Source organism: Micromonospora sp. NPDC126480 (genome assembly GCF_040302465.1).
Taxonomy (GTDB): Bacteria; Actinomycetota; Actinomycetes; order Mycobacteriales; family Micromonosporaceae; genus Micromonospora.
On sequence record NZ_JBEORU010000026.1, the window covers coordinates 1 to 21,164 of the forward strand.

Consider the following 21,164-nt stretch of genomic DNA (forward strand, 5'->3'; position numbering starts at 1 on the left):
GCCGAAGCCCACGCGGTCCTACTCGATCGTCCACGTGATGTAACCACCCCGAGCCCCGCATCATTCCGCCGACCGGGTGCCCCCGACCACACCCCAAACCCGGCATACCTCGCTAACAACGCCCCGCCGCCGGGTGCGTTCGTTGAACGGATGATGGCGTGCTGGGCCGTGGCGACCCAGGGAACCGGCAGAGCATCAACTGATCACGACCCCGTTCGCCCGTGGTGCTCACCCGCCCCGGTGTCGGGAACGGGCCGGTTGGGTACCTGGGACGACTGTCGTCTGGGTCACGGGCGGAATCGTCCGGCGTCCCGGTCGGTTGCGCCGGTTGCGGCGGGTCGAGCGGGGCTTCCGGGCGTTGTCGGGGCGTACGGCTAGGCTCGCTGCGGCGCGCCGCTTCCCGGCCGATGCCCGCCGTCCGCGGCACCACACCGCCGAGACCTGGGAGTACGACCAGTTGACCGCAGAGCCTGAGACCCTGTACGGGGCCGACGACCTCACGCACCTCGAGGGGCTGGACGCTGTCCGCAAGCGTCCGGGCATGTACATCGGCTCGACCGACAGCCGTGGCGTGGGTCACCTCGTCAACGAGATCCTCGACAACTCCACCGACGAGGGAGTTGCCGGCCACGCGACGTCGGTAGAGGTCACGCTGCACGCCGACGGCTCGGTCCAGGTCGACGACGACGGCCGGGGCATCCCCACGGACGTGCACGCGAAGTCCGGCATCTCCGGCGTCGAGCTGGTGCTGACCCGGCTGCACGCCGGCGGCAAGTTCGGCGGCTCGGGCTACAAGACCTCCGGCGGCCTGCACGGCGTGGGCGCCTCGGCGGTCAACGCGCTCTCCCGCCGGTTCGACGTCACGGTCCGCCGCGGCGGCAAGGTCCACTCGATGTCGTTCCGGCACGGCGTGCCGGGCATCTTCGACGGCGACGGGCCGGACGCCCCCTTCACCCCCGGCCCCGGTCTCCAGGTGATCGGCGCGATGAAGCGCCGGGAGCGCACCGGCACCTCGATCCGTTACTGGCACGACCCGCGCTACTTCGAGACCGGCGCCGCGTTGGACGTCGAGGCGGTGCGGCTGAAGCTTCGCAACACCGCCTTCCTGGTGCCCGGCGTCCGCTACCTGCTGCGTGACCACACCGGCGCGGAGGCGGCGGAGGAGCGGTTCCACTTCCCCAACGGCCTGACCGACATGGTGGAGTTCCTGGCGCCGGCCGGCGACCGTCCGGTCTCCGGCATGCTGATGGTGACCGGCGAGGGGACGTACCGGGAGAACGCGGCCGACGCCAACGGCGTCATGCAGGCCAACGTGCAGCGTCGCGCCGAGGTGGAGGTGGCCTTCCGCTGGGGCACCGGCTATGAGCGCACGGTGGAGTGCTTCACCAACACGATCCGCAACGCGCACGGCGGCACCCACCGCAAGGGCTTCGAGCGGGCGCTGGCGCGTACGCTCGCCGACGCCGCCCGCAACGCCCGCGGCCTGCTGAAGGCCAAGGAGGACGCGCCCACCCTGGAGGACATCCTCGAGGGCATGACCGCCGTGGTGCACGTGCGGATCCCGGAGCCGCAGTTCACCTCGCAGACGAAGGACGAGCTGTCCACCGCCGGCATCACCAAGGTGCTCCAGGGCCTGGTCGAGCAGCATCTCAAGGCCTGGCTGGAGGACCGGAGGACAAAGGCCGAGGCGCGGACGGTCCTGCAGAAGATCGTCGACGCGGCGCGGGTCCGGCTCACGCAGAAGCAGCAGAAGGACGCGGCCCGGCGCAAGACCGCCCTGGAGGGCGCGTCGATGCCGGCGAAGCTTGTCGACTGCCGGTCGACCGGTGTGGAGCGCAGTGAGCTGTTCATCGTCGAGGGGGACAGCGCACTGGGGACGAGCCGGATGGCGCGCTCGTCGGAGTACCAGGCGCTGCTGCCGATCCGCGGCAAGATCCTCAACGTGCAGAAGGCGAATCTCCAGCAGGTGCTCGACAACGCCGAGTGCGCGGCGATCGTGCAGGTGCTGGGCGCCGGCTCGGGTCGCACGTTCGACCTGTCCGCCCTGCGGTACGGCCGCGTCCTCATCATGGCCGACGCCGACGTGGACGGCGCGCACATCCGCACCCTGCTGATCACGCTCTTCGCCCGCTACATGCGGCCGCTGATCGAGGCCGGCCGGCTGTACGCGGCGATGCCGCCCCTGCACAAGATCACCACCAAGGGGCGGAACCCGCAGACCATCTACACGTACACGCAGGCGGAGATGGAGACGACGGTCCGCAGGCTGGAGAAGGCCGGCAAGCAGGTCGTCACGCCGATCCCGCGGTTCAAGGGTCTCGGCGAGATGGACGCCGACGAGCTGTGGGAGACCACGATGAACCCGGCCACCCGGGCGGTCCGCCGGATCACCCTCGACGACGTCGAGGCGGCCGAGCAGATCCTGGAGCTGCTGATGGGGGAGAAGGTGGAGCCCCGCCGCAACTGGCTGATCGATTCCGCCGACCGGGTCGACCGCGAGGCGATCGACGCATGAGCCCACTGACCGCCCCGTACGGACAAGGACGCTGACGATGGCACGCCGCAAGGAAACGAAGGTCGACCTCTCCGTCTTCGACCAGGCCGGCGCGCGGGTCTTCGACAACCCGCTGGTCACCGAGGTCTCCGACTCCTACCTGGAGTACGCGTTCTCGGTCATCCACTCCCGCGCCCTGCCGGACGCGCGGGACGGGCTGAAGCCGGTGCACCGGCGCATCCTCTGGTCGATGTCCGAGTCCGGCCACCGCCCGGACCGGGGCCACGTGAAGTCGGCCCGTGTGGTCGGCGACGTGATGGGCAAGTACCATCCGCACGGCGACACGGCGATCTACGACACCCTGGTACGCCTCGCGCAGGACTTCTCGCTCAACGTTCCGCTCATCGACGGGCATGGGAACTTCGGAAGTCCGGACGACGGCCCGGCCGCGGCGCGCTACACCGAGTGCCGGCTGTCCCGCGAGGCGATGCTGCTCGTCGGTGAGCTGGGCGAGGACACCGTCGACCTGGAGCCGAACTACGACGGCTCGCTGACCCAGCCCACCGTGCTGCCGGCCGCCTTCCCCAACCTGCTGGTCAACGGCGCCTCCGGGATCGCGGTGGGCATGGCGACCAACATGATCCCGCACAACCTCGGCGAGGTGGTCTCCGCCGCCCGCTGGCTGATCAACCACCCGGACGCCACGCTGGACAAGCTGATGGAGTTCGTCCCGGGTCCCGACCTGCCGACCGGCGGGCTGCTGCTCGGGCTGGACGAGGTGCGGCGCGCGTACGAGACCGGCCGTGGCGTGGTCCGGATGCGCGCGAAGGTGGAGATCGGCCCGGTCGAGGGCAGCCGCGGCCGGCAGGCGATCACCGTCGTCGAGTTGCCGTACGGCGTCGGCGCGGAGAAGGTCATCGCCGCCGTCACCAACGAGGTCACGAAGACCAAGCGGCTCACCGGCATCGCTGATGTGAAGGACCTGACCGACCGGGAGAACGGCACCCGGCTGGTCATCGAGTGCAAGGTCGGGGTCAACCCGCAGGCGCTGCTGGCCGACCTCTACCGGCTCACCCCGCTGGAGCAGTCGTTCGGGGTCAACAACCTGGTGCTTGTCGACGGGCAGCCGCAGACGCTGGGGCTGAAGCCCCTGCTGGAGGTCTTCCTGTCCCACCGGTACGACGTGGTGACCCGGCGCAGCGCGTACCGCAGGCGCAAGCGCGAGGAGCGCCTGCACCTGGTCGACGGCCTGCTGATCGCGCTGCTCGACATCGACAAGGTCGTCAAGCTGATCCGGGCCAGCGAGGACGCGCAGGACGCCAAGGACGGCCTGATGCGGAGGTTCAAGCTCTCCGAGATCCAGGCGACGTACATCCTGGACACGCCCCTGCGCCGGCTGACGAAGTACGACCGGCTGGAGCTGGAGGCCGAGCAGGAGAAGCTGCGCGGCGAGATCGCCGAGCTGTCGAAGATCCTCGACGACCCGAAGGTGCTGCGGAAGGTCGTCTCCGACGAGCTGGCCGCCGTGGTGAAGCAGTTCGCCGCGCCGCGCCGCACCACGCTTGTCGACGGGGATCTCAAGGAGGTGCTGGCCGCGTCCGCGCCGGCCGGCCCGCTGGAGGTCGCCGACGACCCGTGCCAGGTGATCCTCTCGGCGACCGGCCTGGTCGCGCGCACCGCGGCCGAGTCGGAGGAGGCGGCCGAGGGGCGCCGGCGGCACGGTCGGGTCAAGCACGACGCGGTACGCGCCGTGGTCCATTCCACGGCCCGCGGCCGGGTCCTCCTGGTCACGAGCGCCGGCCGCGCCTTCAAGGTGGACGTGCTGCCGCTGCCGGTGCTGCCCGAGCAGTCCGGCACGGTCTCGCTGCGCGGCGGGATGTCCGCCGCCGAGCTGGTGCCGCTGGAGCCGGGGGAGACCGTGGTGGGTCTCGCGCCGCTCGGGCCGACCGCCGAGGGCTCACCCGGGCTGGCGTTGGGCACCCGGCAGGGCGTGGTCAAGGTCTGCGCTCCGGAGTGGCCGGTGCGATCCGACGAGTTCGAGGTGATCGGCCTGCGGGACGGCGACGAGGTGGTCGGGGCGACCTGGCTGACCGACGGCGCGGAGACCCTGGCGTTCGTCACGTCGGAGGCGTCGCTGCTGCGGTTCGCGGCGAAGCTGGTCCGTCCGCAAGGGCTGCGGGGCGGTGGCATGGCCGGTGTCAACCTGCCGGCCGGCGCGAGCGTGGTGTTCTTCGGCGCGGTCCGCACCGACGACCCGACCCACGGCGAGCCGATGGTGGTCACGTCGACCGGCGCCACGGTGAAGGTGACGCCGTTCGCGGCGTACCCGGCGAAGGGAAGGGCGACCGGCGGCGTGCGCGCCCAGCGCTTCCTGAAGGGTGAGACCGACGTGGTCGTCGCCTGGATCGGCCCGCGGCCGGTCGGGTCGACGGCGAACGGCGAGCCGGTGGAGCTGCCGGCGGCCGACCCGCGGCGCGACGGCAGCGGCTTCGCCGTGATGCTCGGCCCGACGGTGGTCGGCCACCAGGTGGAGCGCGACTGACGCAGCCACGGCGAAGGCGTGGTGGCGTCAGTCGGCCGTTCAGGTACGGGGTTCCGGGGTCGTGCCGCGGAGGCGGGCGATCAGGCGCATGCCGTGGTAGATCAGCAGGGCGGCGCCGGTGCCCAGGGCGATGCCGTTGAACGACAGGTCACCGGCCGTCAGGGTGTAGTTCGCGGCGCCGACGATGACGGCGACGGCGGCGGTCATCAGGTTGACCGGGTCGTGGAAGTCGACCCGGCTCTCGATCCAGATCCGGGCGCCCAGGACGGCGATCAGCCCGTACAGGGCGGTGGTGGCGCCGCCCAGCACACCCGCCGGGACGGTGAGGATCAGCGCACCGAACTTCGGGCTCAGGCCGAGCAGCACCGCCGCCGCACCGGCGATCCAGTACGCGGCCGTCGAGTAGACCCGGGTGGCCGCCATGACGCCGATGTTCTCCGCGTACGTGGTGGTGCCGGAGCCGCCGCCGGAGCCGGCGAGTACGGTGGCCAGGCCGTCACCCAGGAACGCCCGGCCCATGTCCTTGTCCAGGTTGCGGCCGGTCATCGCCGCCACCGCCTTGACGTGCCCGGCGTTCTCCGCGATCAGCACGAGGATCACCGGGATCACCAGCACCACGGCGCGCAGGCTGAAGCTCGGGGCGTGGAACTCCGGCAGGCCGACCCACGCCGCCTCGCGCAGCCCGTCGACGGCGTTCGGGTCGAGCTGACCGGTCGCGGCGGCCAGCGCCCAGCCGACGGCGACGCCGAGCAGGATGGACAGGCGGGCGAGGAAGCCCCGGAACGCGACGGTGGCGAGCAGGATCGCCACCAGGGTCACCACGGCGATCAGCGGCTGCGCCTTGACGCCGGTGCCGCTGCCGCCCCCGTCCCAGGCGACCGGGGCGAGGTTCAGGCCGATCAGGGCGACGATCGCGCCGGTGACGACGGGCGGCATCAGGGCGTCGATCCACCGGGCGCCGGCGACGTGCACGATCACGCCGACCAGGGCCAGCGCGGCGCCGGCCACGAGGATGCCGCCGAGGGCCGGCCCGATGTCCCCGCCGGCCTTCGCCGCCAGCACCGGCGCGATGAAGGCGAACGACGAGCCGAGGTACGACGGCAGCCGGTTGCCGGTGATCACCAGGAACAGCAGGGTGCCGAGCCCGGAGAAGAAGAGCGTGGTGGCCGGCGGGAAACCGGTGATCAGCGGCACCGTGAACGTGGCGCCGAACATGGCCACCACGTGCTGCACGCCGACGCCGAGGGTGCGCGGCCAGGACAACCGTTCGTCGGGGTGCACCACGTCGCCGGGGCGTACCGACCGGCCGTCGCCGTGGACCGACCAGGGCGACCAGCGCGGACGCGATTCGGTGGGGGACTGGGTCATGGTTTGCCCCTTCGCGATGGTGATGTGGGAGGGGCGGTGCGGACCCTGAGAGTTGTTTCTAACATGCGGGCGGAAGCTGCCGTCCGGCAGCCGAGGCTCTAGGATCGAATCCTCTGTCACCGTCGATGGCTCGCGTGCGCCGACAAGCACGTTCCAGCATGACTTTCTCTCCACTTCGCGGCGGAGTCGCCGGCGCGGCGTGAGCGCCGCCATCCGGGTCCGGCCGCCGCGCGAGCTGCGCGCCGCCCGTCGTTCCCGTCCGCACCGCTGCTGGGGTCACCTGCTCGCGGCGCCGCTCTGGCCGATGCACGGCGCGAACCTGGGTACGCTGCTGCGCACCTGCGACGCGGTCGGCGCCTGCCTGGCCGTGCCGCCGTTCCGGTGGGTGGACGACGCCGTGGCACGGGGGAACACGTTGCGCCGCCCCGGATGCGTGCACCGGGTCGGTGCGCCGCTGCGCTGGCTGGCGGCCGAACGGGCCGCCGGCACCAGGATCCTCGGCGTCGAACTCGCCGACGAGGCCGTCCGGCTCGGTGACCTGCCCGCCGCGCGGGGCCGGACGGTCGTCGTGCTCGGCCACGAGCGGACCGGCATCCCCCCGGAGGCGCTCGACCATCTCGACGCGGCGGTGGAGATTCCGATGGTCGGCAGCGGGCTGAGCCTCAACGTGGCCGTCGCCGGGTCCCTGGTCCTCTACAAGCTGGCCGGCCTGCTCTGAGCGGCTCAGGCCACGTTCGCCGGGCGGAACTGGACGCTGACCCGGGGACCGACTGGCCGGGCCGTCTTCGGGACGGCATGCTCCCAGGTGCGCTGGCAGGACCCGCCCATCACGACGAGGTCGCCGTGGCCCAGCGGGAAGCGGAGGCCGGTGCCGCCCCCGCGTGGACGCAGCAGCAGCGGTCGGGGCGAGCCGAAGGAGACGATGGCGACCATGGTGTCGACGTGGGCGCCCCGGCCGATGGTGTCGCCGTGCCAGGCGACGCTGTCCCGACCGTCGCGGTAGAGGCACATGCCGGCGGTGGCGAACGGCTCGCCCAACTCCGCCGCGTAGTGCCGCGTCAGCGCCTCGCGGGCGGCGGTCAGCACCGGGTGCGGCAGCGGCCGGTCCGCCGCGTACCAGCACAGCAGGCGGGGCACGTCGACCTCGGCGTCGTACATCGTGCGGCGCTCGGCGCGCCACGGCACCTCGTGCAGCAGCGTGTCGAGCACCTGGTCGGAGCCGCGCACCCAGCCGGGCAGGTGGTCGACCCAGGCGCCCCGGGTGAGCCGGTGCCGCGTGACCCGGCCGCGCAGCGGCCCGAGCGTCGGCCCGGCGTCGGCGACATCCAGCATCGACGGCTGGTAGGAGACGTCCGGCACGGCCCGAGCCTACCGCAGCGGTCGAACATGCGTACGACACGGTGGTCGGGCGCGGGTGGCGGTCACCGTCCCGGCGGGTAATGTCGCGGGGCGTGCCGAGCGGGCCGGCGAGGGCCGGCCACGACCCCTCAGGAGGAGACGCGCGTGCTGGTGCCCCCCACCGACCGCCCGGTCCGCGCGGCGGACTCCACCGTCATCGTTCCGGGCAACCGGCTGCCGTCGCTGACCGGGCTACGGTGGATCGCGGCGCTGCTGGTCTTCGGCTTCCACGCCGGCACGATGGGCATCGTCGCCGAGCCCGCCTACAAGGCGGTCGTGGACCGGGCGTTCACCCTCGGCCTCTCCGGCGTGCAGTTCTTCTTCATCCTCAGTGGATTCGTGCTGGTCTGGTCGTACCGGCCGGGTGAGGCGAAGCGCACCTTCCTGCGCCGGCGGATCGCCAAGATCTACCCGAACCACGTGGTGATGTTCGTGGCGGCGCTGCTTGTCGCGTACGCGTTCGCCGACCCGGTCAACCCGCGCGCCGCGCTGGAGAACCTGCTGCTGGTGCAGGCCTGGGACCCGACTCCCGGCGTGTTCTACAGCATCAACACGGTGAGCTGGTCGCTCTCCTGTGAGCTGTTCTTCTACGCCTGCCTGCCGTTCGCGCTGCCGCTGATCCGGCGGCTGCCGGCCGGCGCGCTGTGGGGCGTGGTCGTCGCGGTGCCGCTGCTCATCCTCGCGCTCTGGCCGGCGCAGGCCCTCGTGCCCGAGGAGAGCCGCTGGTGGTTCACCCAGATCTTCCCGCCGGTGCGCTCGCTGGAGTTCTGGATGGGCGTGGCCGCCGCCGAGCTGCTGCGCCGCGGCCGGTGGCGTGGCCCACGGCTGGGCCTGGCCACGGTGTTCTTCGTGGTGACCTGGGTGGTGGCCGGCGGCTGGATCCGGGCCGAACTGTGGGCGGCGCTGCTGTCGGCCGCGTACGTCCTGGTCATCGCCGCCGCCGCCGACGCGGACGTCGCCGGCCGGCGGACCCCGTGGCGCTCCCGGCCGATGGTCTGGCTCGGTGAGGTCTCGTTCGCGTTCTACCTGGTGCACGTCCTGGTCATGGTCAGCGTGCTGCGGCTGACCGGTCACTACGGGGTGGGCCTGGACGGTTGGTGGGGGCCGACGGCCGTGGTGGGCTTCCTCCTGGTCAACCTGCTGCTGGCGGCGCTGCTGCACCGCTGGGTGGAGACACCGATGATGCGCCGGCTCGGGCCGCGCCGCAGGCGGCCGGCGGCCGTGCCGGCGCCGCGCGCGGCCGAGCCCGACAACCCCAGGGTGTACGCGGGCGAGCGCGGCTGACCCTCCACGCTGACCGGTCCGGCGCGACACTCAGTGCGACACGCCCGTCACCGGTGCGGCGGGCCGGTGCCCGGCGGTAGCGTGGGACCGTGCTCCCCGTCGCCCTCACCTGTCCGTTGTGGTGGGTGGCGCGCTGGGCCTCCCGGCTGCTCGCCGGTCTCGCGCTGACCGCCGGTCTCACCGTCGGCGTCGCCGGTCCGGCTCACTCGGCGGAGGCCGCCGGCGCGACCGGAGCGATGATCGCCGTGGCCCCGGGGAACGCCCCCGCGTGGTTGAGCACCGACGGCGCGACCGGTGCCGGCGGAGCGGAGAACGCGTACGCGCGGTCCACCGTCGACGACGGGCCCTCCTGCCGTTCGGCGGCCCTCGTCCCGGTGACCGGCGTGCCGCACGGTGCCGCCCGGCCGGTCCCGGCGACCGGCACCGAGGCGGTGCCCCGACCGGCCCGGTCCGCCACCACCGCCGGCCCCCGAGCCCCACCCTTCGGGTAAGGAAGGGCCCCCTCTTAACGCCTGCGGTAGAGCAGGGGCCCCCTGTTAACACTCGCCGGGCCGGCCGAGATGCCCCGACCCCGGTCCGGCCGCGGCTGCACCCGTCGTTTCCCCGCCGTGCCGCCGGCCAGTCGCCGAGCGGTACGACTCCCGCCGTTTCCTCATGAGGTGTGCCGACATGACCACCGTCCTTCACGAGTTCCTCGTCGACGTACCCCGGGCGACCGCCATCTGGTCGGCGCTGCTTCTTCTCGCCCTGACCACGCTCACCGTCCTCGCGGCCCGGCCGGAGCCGGACCGGCCCGTCCCGGAGCCGCCACCGGCGGACGAGACCACCGACCTGCGCCGGTACGCCGAGGAGGTGGCGGTGGCGGCGGCCGGGGCGGCTCAGACGGCGCGACGGCGACGGGACGCCTGGCTGGCCGCCCAGGAGGAGGCCGACCGGGCCTGGCAGGCGTACGACGAGGCGGAAGGTGACGCCCGCCGGCTCGCCGCGGCGGCACCGCTGCCGCGACCGCGCACTCCCCGGACGCCCGCCGAGTACGCGTACCGCGAGCGCTGGCTGCACCACGCGGCGGTGGCCGCCCACTGGCGCGGTGACCTCACCGCCGAGCAGCTCCGGGACGTGTTCGGGCACCGGGGCGGGTGGGACCCCCGCCTGCACCCGGTCGACCAGGAGATCGCCTTGACGCGGGCCGTCCGGGACGGCAAGCTGGCCGCCTACCGCGCGGCCGCGGCCCGGGAGCGGGCCTCGTGGCGGGACGCCGAGGTGGCCGCCGAGGCGGCCCGGGCGCTCTCGGCCGAGGCGTACGCGGCGGCGGAACGGCTGCGGCCGGCGGTGTCGACGCGGTCCCGGCCGGTGACCGTCGGGCGCCGGGCCGTCGAGGTCCGGTGGCGGCCGGCGCGGGCGAGCTGACCGGCCGGTTATTTCCGTGACTCCGGTCACACGAATGTCGAACCGGTCAAGTTTCTCAGGTCGGCCGATTCTCGCGCGAGTGGCGGAAGAAAGTCGACGGCCTGTCCCGTTACCGACCGCACGCGCCGTCTTCGCCAGCCGTCCCCATTGAGTAGCGTCAGTGCGAAAGTGTCCGCAAAATTGCTTCCATGATCGATGTTTAGGCAGGTCACGACGGCTTGGCAGGCCCGTGAACCGGCCAGTAATGTCGGCGCGTCCGGTGCGGTACCCGATCGCAAGAGGCGACGCCGCATCGACCCGCTCAATCGCCGGAAGGCGAGCCGGGGACCCATTGCACCTGGGGTGAATCCGCGAGTCTCGCGGTAGGGCGCACTTCCCGCCCGAACCCGTCAGCTAACCCGGTAGGCGGTGTCGGAAGGAGTTCCAACTTCGTGCAGCACGAATCCGCCCCCCGGGCGTTCCGCCGCCTCCACGGCGTAGCGGTGCCCGCGCCCGTCCGGACTTCCGCCGGGCGCTGACCCACCGCCCACCGCCCGGTCCGACCGGGCGCGACCCCCTCGTGGCCACCCGCCGGCGGATTCTCTCCGCGCGGCCCCGCCCTGCGCCGCTTTCGGCCGGCACGGTGCGCCACCAGCCCCGACCGCCCGTGGAGGAAACCCGTGAAGCACCACCTCAAGCGACAGCTCCGCCGTCTCGTCTCCGAGCGCCCGTACCAGGTGGCCGCCGCGTCGGCCGCGGCGCTCGTGCTGGCGACCGGTGCGGGGGCCCTGGCCGCCGGCACCGAGGAGACCCCCGCCCCCGCCTCGGCCCAGACCGGCGTCGCGCTGGCTGAGCGGGGCGGCGACAGCCCCGCCTCGCGTGGCGAGGCCCGCGCCGTTGCGGTGGCCCCCAGCAGCGCCGCGCCGTCGAGCGCCGCGCCGTCCAGCGCCCCGGCCACCACGGCCGCCGCCGACCCGGACCTGACCAAGAAGCCGGCGGCACCGAAGCCACCGAAGTCCAAGACCCTGAAGTACGCCTACCAGGCGCAAATCAACTTCTACTACTGCGGTCCGGCCGCCGTCCGCAACGCGCTAAGCGCCGCCGGTATCGAGCGCTCGCAGGACCAGCTCGCCGGCCCGCTCGGCACCGACCAGTTCGGCACCGACTCGGCCGAGGACACCACCCGGGTGCTCAACGACACGGTCAAGGGGTCCCCGTACCGGACCCGCATGATCAAGGGCGGCGCCGCCACCCCGGCCCAGATGGACCAGCTCCAGGCCGACGTCGTCAAGGCCATCACCGACGGCCGCGGCGTGGTGGTCAACGTCGCCGGTAGCGCCACCGACACCGCCGGCGGCTGGCACTCGTTCCCCGGCGGCCACTACATCGCGGTGGTCGGCTACGACGACGAGGGCCGGCTGGTGCGGATCGCCGACTCGGCGAACCCCGCCGCCGGGTCGTACTGGATGACCACGATCGCGTTGGCGAACTGGGCCGCGACCCGCGGCTACTCCGCCTGACCCACCGCTCCACCACGACGGGCGCCGGTCCCCCTTTTCGGGGCCGGCGTCCGTTGTCGCTCCGGTGGCCGGACCCCGGACGCCGCGCGGCTTCGCGGCGGTGGCTCGTGTCACCGATCGGCTCGCTGTGGAACTGCCCGCACCGACGGGGCAGAGCGCTCGCGCCGGCCGCACGCCACTTCCCGTACGAGGACCAGGTAGATCTTGGACAGTTACCGTTCGCGACGAACGGTAACCGTCCAAGATCTCTATGAGTGGTCGGCTCCGCTTGAGGATGACGCTGGCGGGGCGGGAACGGGTGTTGGGCGTGGAACATCCGAGCACGCAGTTGTCGCGGTACAACCTTGACGCCGCGCTCCGGCTCCGGGACGAGAGCCAGTAGGGCGGTCGAGTGACCGGTCAGCCGAGCCCGGAGACCTTCGTGACGAAGGCCCGCCAGGCGGCGGGGGAGAAGGTCAGCGCGGGCCCGGTCGGGTCCGTGGAGTCGCGGACACCCACGACACCGGGCAGGTTGTCGGCGACCTCGACGCAGGCGCCGCCGTTTGTGGACGAGCGGGACGACTTCCGCCAGCGAGCGCCCGTCAGGTTGTCCATGTCTTCGCCGCTTCCTTGAGTACGTCGAGTGTCTGCCCGAGCGGGAGAGCTTCACCCCGGACTGAGTCCCAAGACAGTCCCAGGCTAGCAACCGGGTCGGGCTGCCCGGTGATCTGCGCTGCCAGTTGGTTGTCGACGTAACCGGCGCGTGAGCCATCCGGCAGGTCAGCCAGGATGAACGCCCCGGCGAGTCCTGAGTAGATGCCAGCGGACAACGGCACCACATGCAACTGAATATGGGGCTGTTCGGCGCAGGTCAGCAGGTGTTCCACCTGCTCGGCCATCACGTCGCCGCCTCCGCACGCCCGCCGGACGACCATCTCGTCCAGCACCACGAAGAGTTGTGGGGCCGGGTCCCGACCGAGGACGGACTGCCGCTCCAGCCGCGCGGCCACGCGCCGGTCGAGGTCCGCAGCCGGCACGCGGGCCGCGCGGAACGTCGCGCGAGCGTACGCCTCGGTCTGTAGCAGTCCCGGCACGAAGGAGTGCTCGTACCAGCGCAGCGCGGTCGCCTCCCGCTCGATTTGAATCCATTCACGTAGCCAGACCGGAGCGGCGTCCCCCTTGACCAACTCGTCCCAGAGCGTCGCGAAGTAGCCGCCGGTGTTCAACGCCTTGTCGACAGCGGTCAGGTAGGGCAGCGTCGGCGGTTTGGTCCCGGTCTCGATCGCGCTGACCTGCGAATCCGAGCAGAAGACCGACTCGCCGAGTTGAGCCTGGGTCAGCCCGGCGGCCGTGCGGCGTCGCCGCAGCTCACGAAGGAGGAACTCGGACGGCGAGATTCCCACGACTTCCACACCCTTCCACGGCTCTCCACACCACTCCGCGCCGGCCCGCATCAGGCCATCGCGCTCCGCGATCGAGTGGTGACTGTTCCGAGCCTAGGGGGCTCGCGTCCAGGGTGGAAGGACGAGCGGCGTGCGCCGGTAGCGGGACCCGAACCCGCCGGTCGCGCTGCCGGGGCCGCCCCTGTGACGTGTCGGGGCGGCCCCGTCCAACCCGCGAAGGGAGGTACCGCCGGTGACCATCGCCGTCGGCCGCACGATCCGGGTCCGGGAGGACGCCTACCGGTTCGGCACCGGGACCCTGACCCTGGCCATCACCGAGGTCCTCGGCACCCAGACCGTCGACGGCGTGGTCTGGGTGCAGCTCAAGGGCCGCGAGATCCGCCCGGATCGGTCGGTCGCTCCCCGGGAGCGGTACGCGGCGGTCCGGGTCGACGCCGTGACGGAGATAGAGCCGGTGCGGGTCCGGTGACCCGACGCCGCGCCGAACATGTCCCGTCCCGGCCGACCTGGCGGTGCCGGGCGTGCGGGATCGCGTGGCCGTGCTCACCGGCGAAGCTCCGGCTGCTGGGCGAGTACCGCCACGACCGGGCCGCCCTGCTGGTCTACCTGGCGACGCTCCAGGTCGAGGCCGCCGAGCAGCTCGCCGAGTTGGACGGGGGCACGCCACCGGACCGCCTGTTCGAGCGCTTCACCGCCTGGGCCCGCGCCCGGTAGGCGTCCCGGTCGGGCGCATCAGCCGGGTCGCCCGGATCCGGCGACCCGGCCGGGGCGTACTCAGGAAACCTGGTCCTTGACCTCGTCGTAGCCGACGGCGGCGGGCGCCTCGGTCGGCGCGTAGATCACGCGGATCACGCCGGTCGGGAACGTCTCCGTCGCCGTCACCGTCAGGTGGTACGCGGTGTCGCCCTCGTCGAACAACTTGCGGCCCCTACGTGCCGCCACCGGGTGCACCAGCAGGCGCAGCTCGTCGACCAGCCCCGCGGCGAGCAGCTGCTGCACCACGGAGATGGACCCGGGGATGAGGATGCCCCTGCTGCCGGCGTCGGCCTTGAGCGCGGCGACGGCATCGACCAGCTCGCCGCTGACCAGCTCCGAGTTGCGCCAGGAGAACTCCAGCGGCTGGCGCGAGACGACCACCTTGCGCATGTCGCCGAGCTGCTTGGCGAACGGGGCGTCCTCCCCGCCGGCCGCCTCGCGGTCGGGCCAGGCCCCGGCGAAGCTGTCGTAGGTCACACGGCCGATGAGCAGCACGTCAGCGGCGTCGTAGTCCTCGGTGACGGCACGGCCCATGTTCTCGTCGAAGTACGGGAAGTGCCAGTCGGGGTCGATCTCGGCGACGCCGTCGGCCGAGATGAACAGCGTGGAGATGACCTTCGCCATCGAGGTGGTCCTTTCCGGTCGGGTGGTGTAGTCGGCAGATGGACCGCGCCAGCATCCCAAACTCATCGGCCGGCTACGCCCCGGTTTCGATCAGGAATCGAGAAGTGCCCGGCATCCCGTCCGGCCTAGCCTTTCTTCCAGGTGGTCGGCAGCGCGCCGAGCCAGGGAACGTCGAAAGGCGGCGGGGAATGTCCGCGAAGAGTGCCAGGACCGAATCCGACGGCTTCAGCGCCGAGGAGCGCGCCGCGATGAAGGAGCGCGCCGCCGAGCTGCGCGCCGAGGGCAGGAAGGGCGCCAAGAAGGCCGACGGGCTTCAGGCGGTCCTCGACCGCATCGCGCAGATGACGCCGGAGGATCGTGCGCTCGCCGAGCGGGTGCATGTGGCGGTGACCGCCGCCGCCCCGCAGCTGGCGCCGAAGACGTGGTACGGGATGCCCGCGTACGCGAACGAGGACGGCAAGATCGTCGTCTTCTTCCAGGACGCGGGCAAGTTCAACTACCGGTACTCGACCCTGGGCTTCCAGGACACGGCCAACATCGACGACGGGGACATGTGGCCGGTGTCGTACGCACTCAAGACGTGGAGCCCGGAGGTGGAGAAGCGGGTGGTTGAGCTGGTCAAGGCCGCGGTCTTGTGACCGCTGCCCGCCGGCGCACGAGCGCCGGAGCGCCCGGAAGGCTTCGCGGATGTCGCCGGTGCGGGGAATGATGGCTGCATGCCCGACGTTGCCCAGCCGTCCCGGCCGGATCCGCGACCGGGGCGGATCCGGGTTCTGACGGTCAACCTGCTGTCGCCCGAGCACGCGGGCTGGGACCAGCGCCGGCGGGTCCTGCGGGCCGGGATCGCCGACCTCCGCCCGGACGTGGTGGCGCTGCAGGAGACGGTCTGGGGCAACGGGTACGACCAGGCTGCCGACCTGCTCGGGCCGGATTACCAGGTGGCACGACACTCCGCCAGGTCGGCCGACGGCGTCGGCGCCGCGCTGGCGAGCCGCTGGCCGCTCGGCGGCGTACACGAGGTCGACCTCCACGTCACGGCACGCACCGCCGGCCTGCCGTGGGCCGCGGCCGTCGTCGCCGAGGTGGTCGCCCCTGACCCGGTGGGCCCGTTCCTCTTCGTGCACCACAAGCCCAGCTGGGAGATCGGCTACGGGTTCGAGCGCGAGTCGCAGGCGGTGACGTGCGCCCGGTTCGTCGAGCGGCTGGTCGGCCAGCGCGACATCCACGTGGTGCTGGCCGGGGACTTCGACGACACCCCGGACTCGGCCAGCATCCGGTTCTGGACCGGCCGCCAGTCCCTGCAGGACATGAGCGTCGCCTACCGCGACGCCTGGAGCACGGTCCACCCGAGCGAACCGGGGCACACCTTCTCGCCGGATAATCCCCTGGTCCGCGCCGGCGAGATGGCCCTCGAACTCGGGCGCCGCATCGACTACATCATGGTCCGGTGCGGCGTCCACGGCCCGACCCTCGACGTGGTCGACTGCTTCCGTGCCTTCGACGAGCCGGTCGACGGGGTCTGGGGAAGCGACCACTTCGCGCTGGTCGCCGATCTCCAGGTACCGGCCAGGCCGCCCGGTTCGTGGGCCTGACCCGGGAGGCAGCGCGAGCCATGGCCACCTTCGTCGACGTCCGTCGCGCCCTCGCCGCCCTCGCCGACCCGCGCCGCGCCGAGGGCGTCAGCCGGTACCTGCAGATGTTCCCCGGCGGGTACGGCGAGGGCGACCGCGCCATCGGCGTACCCGTGCCGGAGCAGCGCCGGGTGGCCGGCCGCTACTGGCGTGACCTCCCGCTCGCCGACACGGCGACGCTGCTGGACAGCGACGTGCACGAGGAGCGGCTGACCGCGCTGTTCATCCTGGTGCGGAAGTTCGACCGGGGCGACGAGGACGAGCGGGGCCGGATCTTCCGCCTGGTCCTGGCCAACACCGGCCGCATCGACAACTGGGACCTGGTGGACTCGTGCGCGCCCTACATCGTCGGGCCCTGGCTGTCGGACAAGGACCGCGGCGTCCTGGACCGGCTGGCCGGGTCGAGCCTGGTGTGGGACCGGCGGATCGCCGTCATGGCGACGTTCGCGTTCATCAGGGCCGGTGACCACGACTGGACCTTCCGGCTCGCCGAACGGCTCCTGCACGACCCGCACGACCTCGTCCACAAGGCGGTGGGCTGGATGCTGCGCGAGGTGGGCAACCGGGACCGGGCCGCGGAGGAGGAGTTCCTGGCCCGGCACTACCGGGCCATGCCACGGGTCATGCTGCGGTACGCGATCGAGAAGTTCGAACCGCGACGCCGGAAGGAGTACCTGACGGGAGCGGTCTGAAACGGCCGGTGCTCGCCGGAGTCACGGCACGGTGGCACACTGCGCCCATGGTCGATGAATCGCGGGGTCCGGTCCTGTTGCTGCTGCACGGCATGGGTGCGACCGGCGAGGTGTGGCTGCCCTGGGCGCCGCTGCTGGAACGCCGGTGGGCCGGGCGCTGGCTGGCTCCGGACCTGGCCGGGCACGGCTGGTCGCCGCCGCTGCCGGCGTACTCCTTCGCCGCGCTGGCCGAGCGGCTCACCGCCACGCTGGGCCGCGACGACCGGCTCGTCGTGCTCGGGCACTCGCTCGGCGGTGTGGTCGGGATCGCGCTGGCCGCCCGGTCGGCCGGCCTGCCGGTCGACGCCGTCGTCGGGCTCGGCATCAAGGCCGTGTGGTCGCCGGCCGAGCTGGCGAAGGCGGCGGAGCTGGCCGCCCGCCCGGTGACCTGGTTCGCCACCCGGGACGAGGCGGCCCGGCGGTACCTGCGGGTGTCCGGTCTCGCCGGCCTCCTCGCCCCGGACCACCCCGTCGTGGACGGCGGGTTGCGGCAGGTCGACGGCCGTTGGCGGCTGGCCATGGACCCGGCCGCCTTCGCCGTCGGGGAGCCGGACCTGCCGGCCCTGCTGGCCGCGACCGACGCGCCGGTCCTGCTGGCCCGGGGCGAGCACGATCCGATGGTCTCCGACGCTCAGCTCAAGGAGCTGGCGGTACCGGTGGCGACCCTGCCGGGCCTCGGCCACAACGCGCACGTGGAGGACCCGGCAGCCGTCCTGGCGCTTGTCGACGAGTTCCGCTGAGCCTCCCCTGCCCCGGTAGGGCGGGGGGGTCAGGCGGTGGGGATCACCGGGGTGGCCTCGGCGGTACGCGGGGCCGGCACTGTGGCGTTCGCGTCCAGTTCCCGGCGGGCGGCGGCCAGGAAACCCTCGGCGTACGACTCGGCGGGGAAGTCGCCGAGGTAGCGCGTCCGCATGGCCCACCTGGTGTCGGCCAGCGGGTCCGCGCCGAGCAGCCGGTCCAGCACGTCGGCCACGTTGGACATGTCCCGCCGCAGCACGTAGCCGGACGCGGCGAGGGGGAAGTCCGCCGGGAACCGGTCCCCCGCGTCCACCATGTCGGTCACCGCGTACGGCTTGCTGGAGTAGAGGTAGTCGGAGATCACCCCGGACACGTCGGAGACCAGGGCGTCGGAGCGGTTCGCGCACTCGGTCAGGGTCAGCTCCCGGCTGGCGGCTGCGCCGAAGACGTGCGCGCGCCCGGTCCGGGCCCGGTCGGCGGCGAGCAGCTCGTGCAGTCGGGCCAGCTGCCGGGCCGAGGCCGGGTTCTGCGCGGTGTACGGGTGGGCGCGCAGGATCACCGTCACGCCCCGCTCCAGCAGGCCCCGCAGCAGCGTCTCGGCCACCGGCAGCGAGCAGTAGTTGGCGTCGGCGTTGTGGCCGGTCCAGGTCGGCGTGTAGAGGACGGTCGGCGCAGTGGCGGTCACCGGCCCCCGGCGTACCTCGATCCCCTCGACCTGCGGCCGGCCGACGATGACGAACTTCTCGGCGGGGATGTGGACGCCGGCGCGGGCGTACCGGTCGATCGCCGCCTGGCCGGCGACGAAGATCCGGTCGAAGATGCCGGACATCGGGTTCGCGCTGGGGGCCTTGTCGCTGTCGCCGTGGTGCAGCTGCACGTGGGTGAGCTGCGGGTAGCGGATGCAGTGGCTGTTCTTCGCGCCGTGGTTGACGTAGAAGGCGACGCGCAGGCCGGGCACCAGCGCCTCGTCCATCGCCTGCAGGGTGGGGCAGTAGACGACCGGGGCGGTGGTCGCCGCGGCGACGGTCGGCAACAGCTCCGGCTCGCGCACCATGACCAGGAACGGCCGGCCGAGCCGTTCGAGGTACGGCAGCCACATGGTGACCTGGTACTCGGAGCCGGGCGGCGCGGAGAAGTGGAGCAGAAACTCGGGGCGGTGCCGGCGCAGCGCCCGGGCCACCGGCCCGCCTCCGGCGGCCGGCCGGAACCGACGGCGGGCCAGGTCGAGCCCCACAGCACCCGCGGCGCCGCCGACCAGCAGGGTGGCGACCAGCGCCGTCCAGGCCGGCAGGGTCGCCGCGGCCGCCCCGGCGAGCAGGGCGAGCAGCACGAGCAGGGCGCCCGGCAGCTCGGCGGCGACCAGCGGGGTCCACCCGCGCACCGGCAGGTTGGCCGCGCGGATCTGGAGATTGCCCGCCTGGCGCAGCGGACCGACGAGCAGGGTCAGCCCCAGCAGCACCAGCGCGGTGGCCGCCAGGACGGGATCGAAGCCGGCGTCGAGGCGGCGCGCGTACGCGGTCAGGATGCCGGCCGCGAGCAGGACGGTCTCGGCGACGCCGTCGGCCTGCGGGCGGACCCGGCGCTCCCAGCCGGCCGCCGCGAGGGCGGCCACCGCGAGCCCGAGGCCCCAGCCGGTCGCCCCGGTCAGCGCGAGGACGACGAACGCCAGCACCGCCAGCCCGGTGGCGAGCCCTCGTGCGATCAGCTTCCGGACGAGGTCACCACGCATCGCGGCCCGCCCCCACCTGGTCGGCCCGGCGCCCGTCGTGCCGCGGTTCGGCCGGTGCCGGCACCACCGCCGGCTCCGCACCCTCGTCGCCGGAGCGGCGAACGTCGATCACCTGGCCGGTGAGCCCGGACAACAGCACATCCAGCGACGCCCGGGCCACCGTGTCCGCCGACAGCAGCGTGTGGGCCGGCTCCGCGCCGAAGGCACGGGTGCGCATCGGGGTGGCGGTCCGCTCGGGGTTGACGCAGTTGACCCGTACGCCGTCCTCCGCCCACTCGTCGGCGAGTGCCTGGGTGAGGTTGACCAGGGCCGCCTTGGTGGCCGAGTAGAGCGCGTACCGGGCCCGGCCGCGGGTGTACGAGCTGGAGGTGTAGAGCAGCAGTTGCCCGCGGGTCTGCCGCAGGTACGGCAGGGCCGCGCGGGCGACCGTCACCGGGCCGACGAAGTTGACCTGGAGCAGCCGGTCCATCGTCTCCGGGGCCATCTCGGCGAGCGCGCCCTTCTCCAGCAGCCCGGCGGTCACCACCACGTGGTCGACCCGGCCGGTGGCGTCGAAGGCCGTCTTGAGCGCCGCCTCGACGTGGTCGGCGCGCTCCACGTGGGTGCCGGTGGTCGAGCGGCTGAACGGGAAGACCCGCGCCCCGAAGCGCCGGGCCAGCTCGGTCAGCTCCTGCCCGATGCCGTAGCTGCCGCCGAACACGACGATCGTGCGGCCGGTCAGCTCCTCGGTGTAGCCCCGGTGGTCGGCCAGCCGGTGCGCCTTGGCGGCGGCGAGCTGGAACAGCTTGTCCGCGAGGTGCACGTCGACCGGATGGGTGACCTTGATGTTCTCGTCCGCGCCGTCGATCACCTTGATCGGCGTACCGGGCAGGTAGCGCAGGACCACGCCGCAGTCGTCGGTCGCGGCGAAGTCCGGGTCGCCCGCGGCCCGCCGGTACGCCTCCCGGATGGTGCCGGACCGGAACGCCTGCGGGGTCTGGCCCCGGCGTAGCCGGGAGCGCACCGGGATGTCGGTGATGCAGTCGTCCTCGTCGACCTGGATGATCGTGTCCGCCGAGGGGATCGCGACGTCGACCGCCGAGTAGGTCCAGAGGGCGTTCACGCACTCGCGGATGATCCGGCCGCTGAGCAGCGGTCGGACCGCGTCGTGGAAGAGGATGTTGCAGTCGCCGGGGCCGATCACGTCCAGTGCCAGGCGGGTGGTGGCGTTGCGGGTGTCGCCGCCCTCGACGATGGTGGTGACCTTGCGGAAGCCGGCCTGCTTGACGATCCGCTCGGCGTCGGGGACGTGCCCGGCCGCCATCATCACGATGATCTCGTCGATCTCCGCAGCGGCCTCGAACACCGCCAGGGTGTGCTCGATGATCGGCTTGCCGGCGACCTTGAGCAGTTGCTTGGGGATGCCGAGACCGAGCCGGGTGCCGGTGCCGCCGGCCAGGATCACCGCCACGGTACGGTTCGGCCGCCACGGCTGCGGACCGGCCGGTCCGGCGGCGGTCTGCTCGTGCGTCATCGCCGATCCTCACTGCTCTCTACGAGGTGTCGTCTGTCGTGCCGGTCGGCCGGGGCCGCCGGCCCCTG

General features: G+C 72.8%; 20 protein-coding genes and 1 riboswitch. Of the genes, 13 read left to right on the forward strand and 7 right to left on the reverse strand.

From position 1 onward, the window contains the following. The first annotated feature begins 457 nt into the window (after positions 1–457). Positions 458–2,515 (forward strand): DNA gyrase/topoisomerase IV subunit B, encoded by a 2,058-nt coding sequence (locus tag ABTW87_RS22175; protein WP_350652852.1) that lies wholly within the window; start codon positions 458–460, stop codon positions 2,513–2,515. Positions 2,516–2,552: 37 nt separating this feature from the next. Beyond that, entirely contained in the window at positions 2,553–5,036 is a 2,484-nt protein-coding gene (locus ABTW87_RS22180; RefSeq protein WP_350652853.1) for a DNA gyrase/topoisomerase IV subunit A, read from the forward strand. Between the two features lie 39 nt (positions 5,037–5,075). On the opposite strand, the gene ABTW87_RS22185 is transcribed toward ABTW87_RS22180, so the two are convergent. After that, positions 5,076–6,404 carry a uracil-xanthine permease family protein gene (locus ABTW87_RS22185; protein ID WP_350652854.1) on the reverse strand — a complete coding sequence of 443 codons (1,329 nt, stop codon included), beginning with the start codon at positions 6,402–6,404 and terminating at the stop codon, positions 5,076–5,078. A gap of 199 nt (positions 6,405–6,603) precedes the next feature. On the opposite strand from ABTW87_RS22185, the gene ABTW87_RS22190 reads away from it, so the two are divergent. Next, on the forward strand, positions 6,604–7,122 hold the full coding sequence (locus ABTW87_RS22190) for a TrmH family RNA methyltransferase (RefSeq protein WP_350652855.1): 519 nt from the start codon (positions 6,604–6,606) through the stop codon (positions 7,120–7,122). A 5-nt stretch (positions 7,123–7,127) separates the two neighbouring features. On the opposite strand, the gene ABTW87_RS22195 is transcribed toward ABTW87_RS22190, so the two are convergent. Beyond that, complete coding sequence (locus ABTW87_RS22195) at positions 7,128–7,736, reverse strand: alpha-ketoglutarate-dependent dioxygenase AlkB (RefSeq protein ID WP_350652925.1); 609 nt, start codon at positions 7,734–7,736, stop codon at positions 7,128–7,130. A 171-nt stretch (positions 7,737–7,907) separates the two neighbouring features. Here ABTW87_RS22195 and ABTW87_RS22200 point away from each other — a divergent pair, with 171 nt between their 5' ends. The 4 genes from ABTW87_RS22200 (at position 7,908) to ABTW87_RS22215 (ending at position 11,992) form a co-directional block, all read left to right on the forward strand. Further along, positions 7,908–9,086, forward strand: a complete 1,179-nt coding sequence (locus ABTW87_RS22200; RefSeq protein ID WP_350652856.1) for an acyltransferase family protein — start codon at positions 7,908–7,910, stop codon at positions 9,084–9,086. A gap of 89 nt (positions 9,087–9,175) precedes the next feature. Further along, positions 9,176–9,577: a hypothetical protein gene (locus ABTW87_RS22205; protein WP_350652857.1), complete on the forward strand. Its 402-nt coding sequence runs from the start codon at positions 9,176–9,178 to the stop codon at positions 9,575–9,577. 178 nt (positions 9,578–9,755) lie between these two features. Next, on the forward strand, positions 9,756–10,493 hold the full coding sequence (locus ABTW87_RS22210) for a hypothetical protein (RefSeq protein ID WP_350652858.1): 738 nt from the start codon (positions 9,756–9,758) through the stop codon (positions 10,491–10,493). Positions 10,494–10,781: 288 nt separating this feature from the next. Further along, positions 10,782–10,916: riboswitch (cyclic di-AMP (ydaO/yuaA leader) on the forward strand. Positions 10,917–11,152: 236 nt separating this feature from the next. Then, positions 11,153–11,992: a C39 family peptidase gene (locus tag ABTW87_RS22215; protein ID WP_350652859.1), complete on the forward strand. Its 840-nt coding sequence runs from the start codon at positions 11,153–11,155 to the stop codon at positions 11,990–11,992. A 399-nt stretch (positions 11,993–12,391) separates the two neighbouring features. Here the strand turns inward: ABTW87_RS22215 and ABTW87_RS22220 are convergent, their stop codons facing one another. After that, positions 12,392–12,586 carry a DUF397 domain-containing protein gene (locus tag ABTW87_RS22220; RefSeq protein ID WP_350652860.1) on the reverse strand — a complete coding sequence of 65 codons (195 nt, stop codon included), beginning with the start codon at positions 12,584–12,586 and terminating at the stop codon, positions 12,392–12,394. Next, complete coding sequence (locus ABTW87_RS22225) at positions 12,574–13,425, reverse strand: helix-turn-helix domain-containing protein (RefSeq protein ID WP_502891629.1); 852 nt, start codon at positions 13,423–13,425, stop codon at positions 12,574–12,576. Before ABTW87_RS22225 ends, ABTW87_RS22220 begins: the two co-directional genes overlap by 13 nt. A gap of 181 nt (positions 13,426–13,606) precedes the next feature. Here ABTW87_RS22225 and ABTW87_RS22230 point away from each other — a divergent pair, with 181 nt between their 5' ends. Both ABTW87_RS22230 and ABTW87_RS22235 read left to right on the forward strand, forming a co-directional pair. Beyond that, positions 13,607–13,843, forward strand: a complete 237-nt coding sequence (locus ABTW87_RS22230; RefSeq protein WP_350652862.1) for a hypothetical protein — start codon at positions 13,607–13,609, stop codon at positions 13,841–13,843. Next, complete coding sequence (locus tag ABTW87_RS22235; protein WP_350652863.1) at positions 13,840–14,088, forward strand: flavin reductase; 249 nt, start codon at positions 13,840–13,842, stop codon at positions 14,086–14,088. Before ABTW87_RS22230 ends, ABTW87_RS22235 begins: the two co-directional genes overlap by 4 nt. A 60-nt stretch (positions 14,089–14,148) precedes the next feature. On the opposite strand, the gene ABTW87_RS22240 is transcribed toward ABTW87_RS22235, so the two are convergent. Beyond that, complete coding sequence (locus ABTW87_RS22240) at positions 14,149–14,754, reverse strand: dihydrofolate reductase family protein (protein ID WP_350652864.1); 606 nt, start codon at positions 14,752–14,754, stop codon at positions 14,149–14,151. A gap of 188 nt (positions 14,755–14,942) precedes the next feature. Between ABTW87_RS22240 and ABTW87_RS22245 the strand changes: the two genes are divergently transcribed. From ABTW87_RS22245 to ABTW87_RS22260, 4 genes are all read left to right on the forward strand, one after another. Continuing rightward, a complete protein-coding gene (locus ABTW87_RS22245) occupies positions 14,943–15,392 on the forward strand; it encodes an iron chaperone (protein ID WP_350652865.1) in 450 nt (149 codons plus the stop codon). Positions 15,393–15,470: 78 nt separating this feature from the next. Further along, positions 15,471–16,346: an endonuclease/exonuclease/phosphatase family protein gene (locus ABTW87_RS22250; RefSeq protein WP_350652866.1), complete on the forward strand. Its 876-nt coding sequence runs from the start codon at positions 15,471–15,473 to the stop codon at positions 16,344–16,346. A 20-nt stretch (positions 16,347–16,366) separates the two neighbouring features. Beyond that, a complete protein-coding gene (locus ABTW87_RS22255) occupies positions 16,367–17,077 on the forward strand; it encodes a DNA alkylation repair protein (protein ID WP_350652867.1) in 711 nt (236 codons plus the stop codon). Between the two features lie 47 nt (positions 17,078–17,124). Continuing rightward, positions 17,125–17,856 (forward strand): alpha/beta fold hydrolase, encoded by a 732-nt coding sequence (locus ABTW87_RS22260; RefSeq protein WP_350652868.1) that lies wholly within the window; start codon positions 17,125–17,127, stop codon positions 17,854–17,856. A 29-nt stretch (positions 17,857–17,885) separates the two neighbouring features. Here ABTW87_RS22260 and ABTW87_RS22265 read toward each other — a convergent pair whose 3' ends face one another. After that, the gene (locus ABTW87_RS22265; protein WP_350652869.1) at positions 17,886–19,583 is read right to left on the reverse strand and encodes a CDP-glycerol glycerophosphotransferase family protein; all 1,698 of its coding nucleotides are present in this window, start codon (positions 19,581–19,583) and stop codon (positions 17,886–17,888) included. Then, positions 19,573–21,096, reverse strand: coding sequence for a D-ribitol-5-phosphate cytidylyltransferase (locus ABTW87_RS22270; RefSeq protein WP_350652870.1), 1,524 nt, complete (start codon positions 21,094–21,096; stop codon positions 19,573–19,575). The genes ABTW87_RS22265 and ABTW87_RS22270 overlap by 11 nt, the downstream gene beginning before the upstream one ends. Positions 21,097–21,164: the final 68 nt, after the last annotated feature.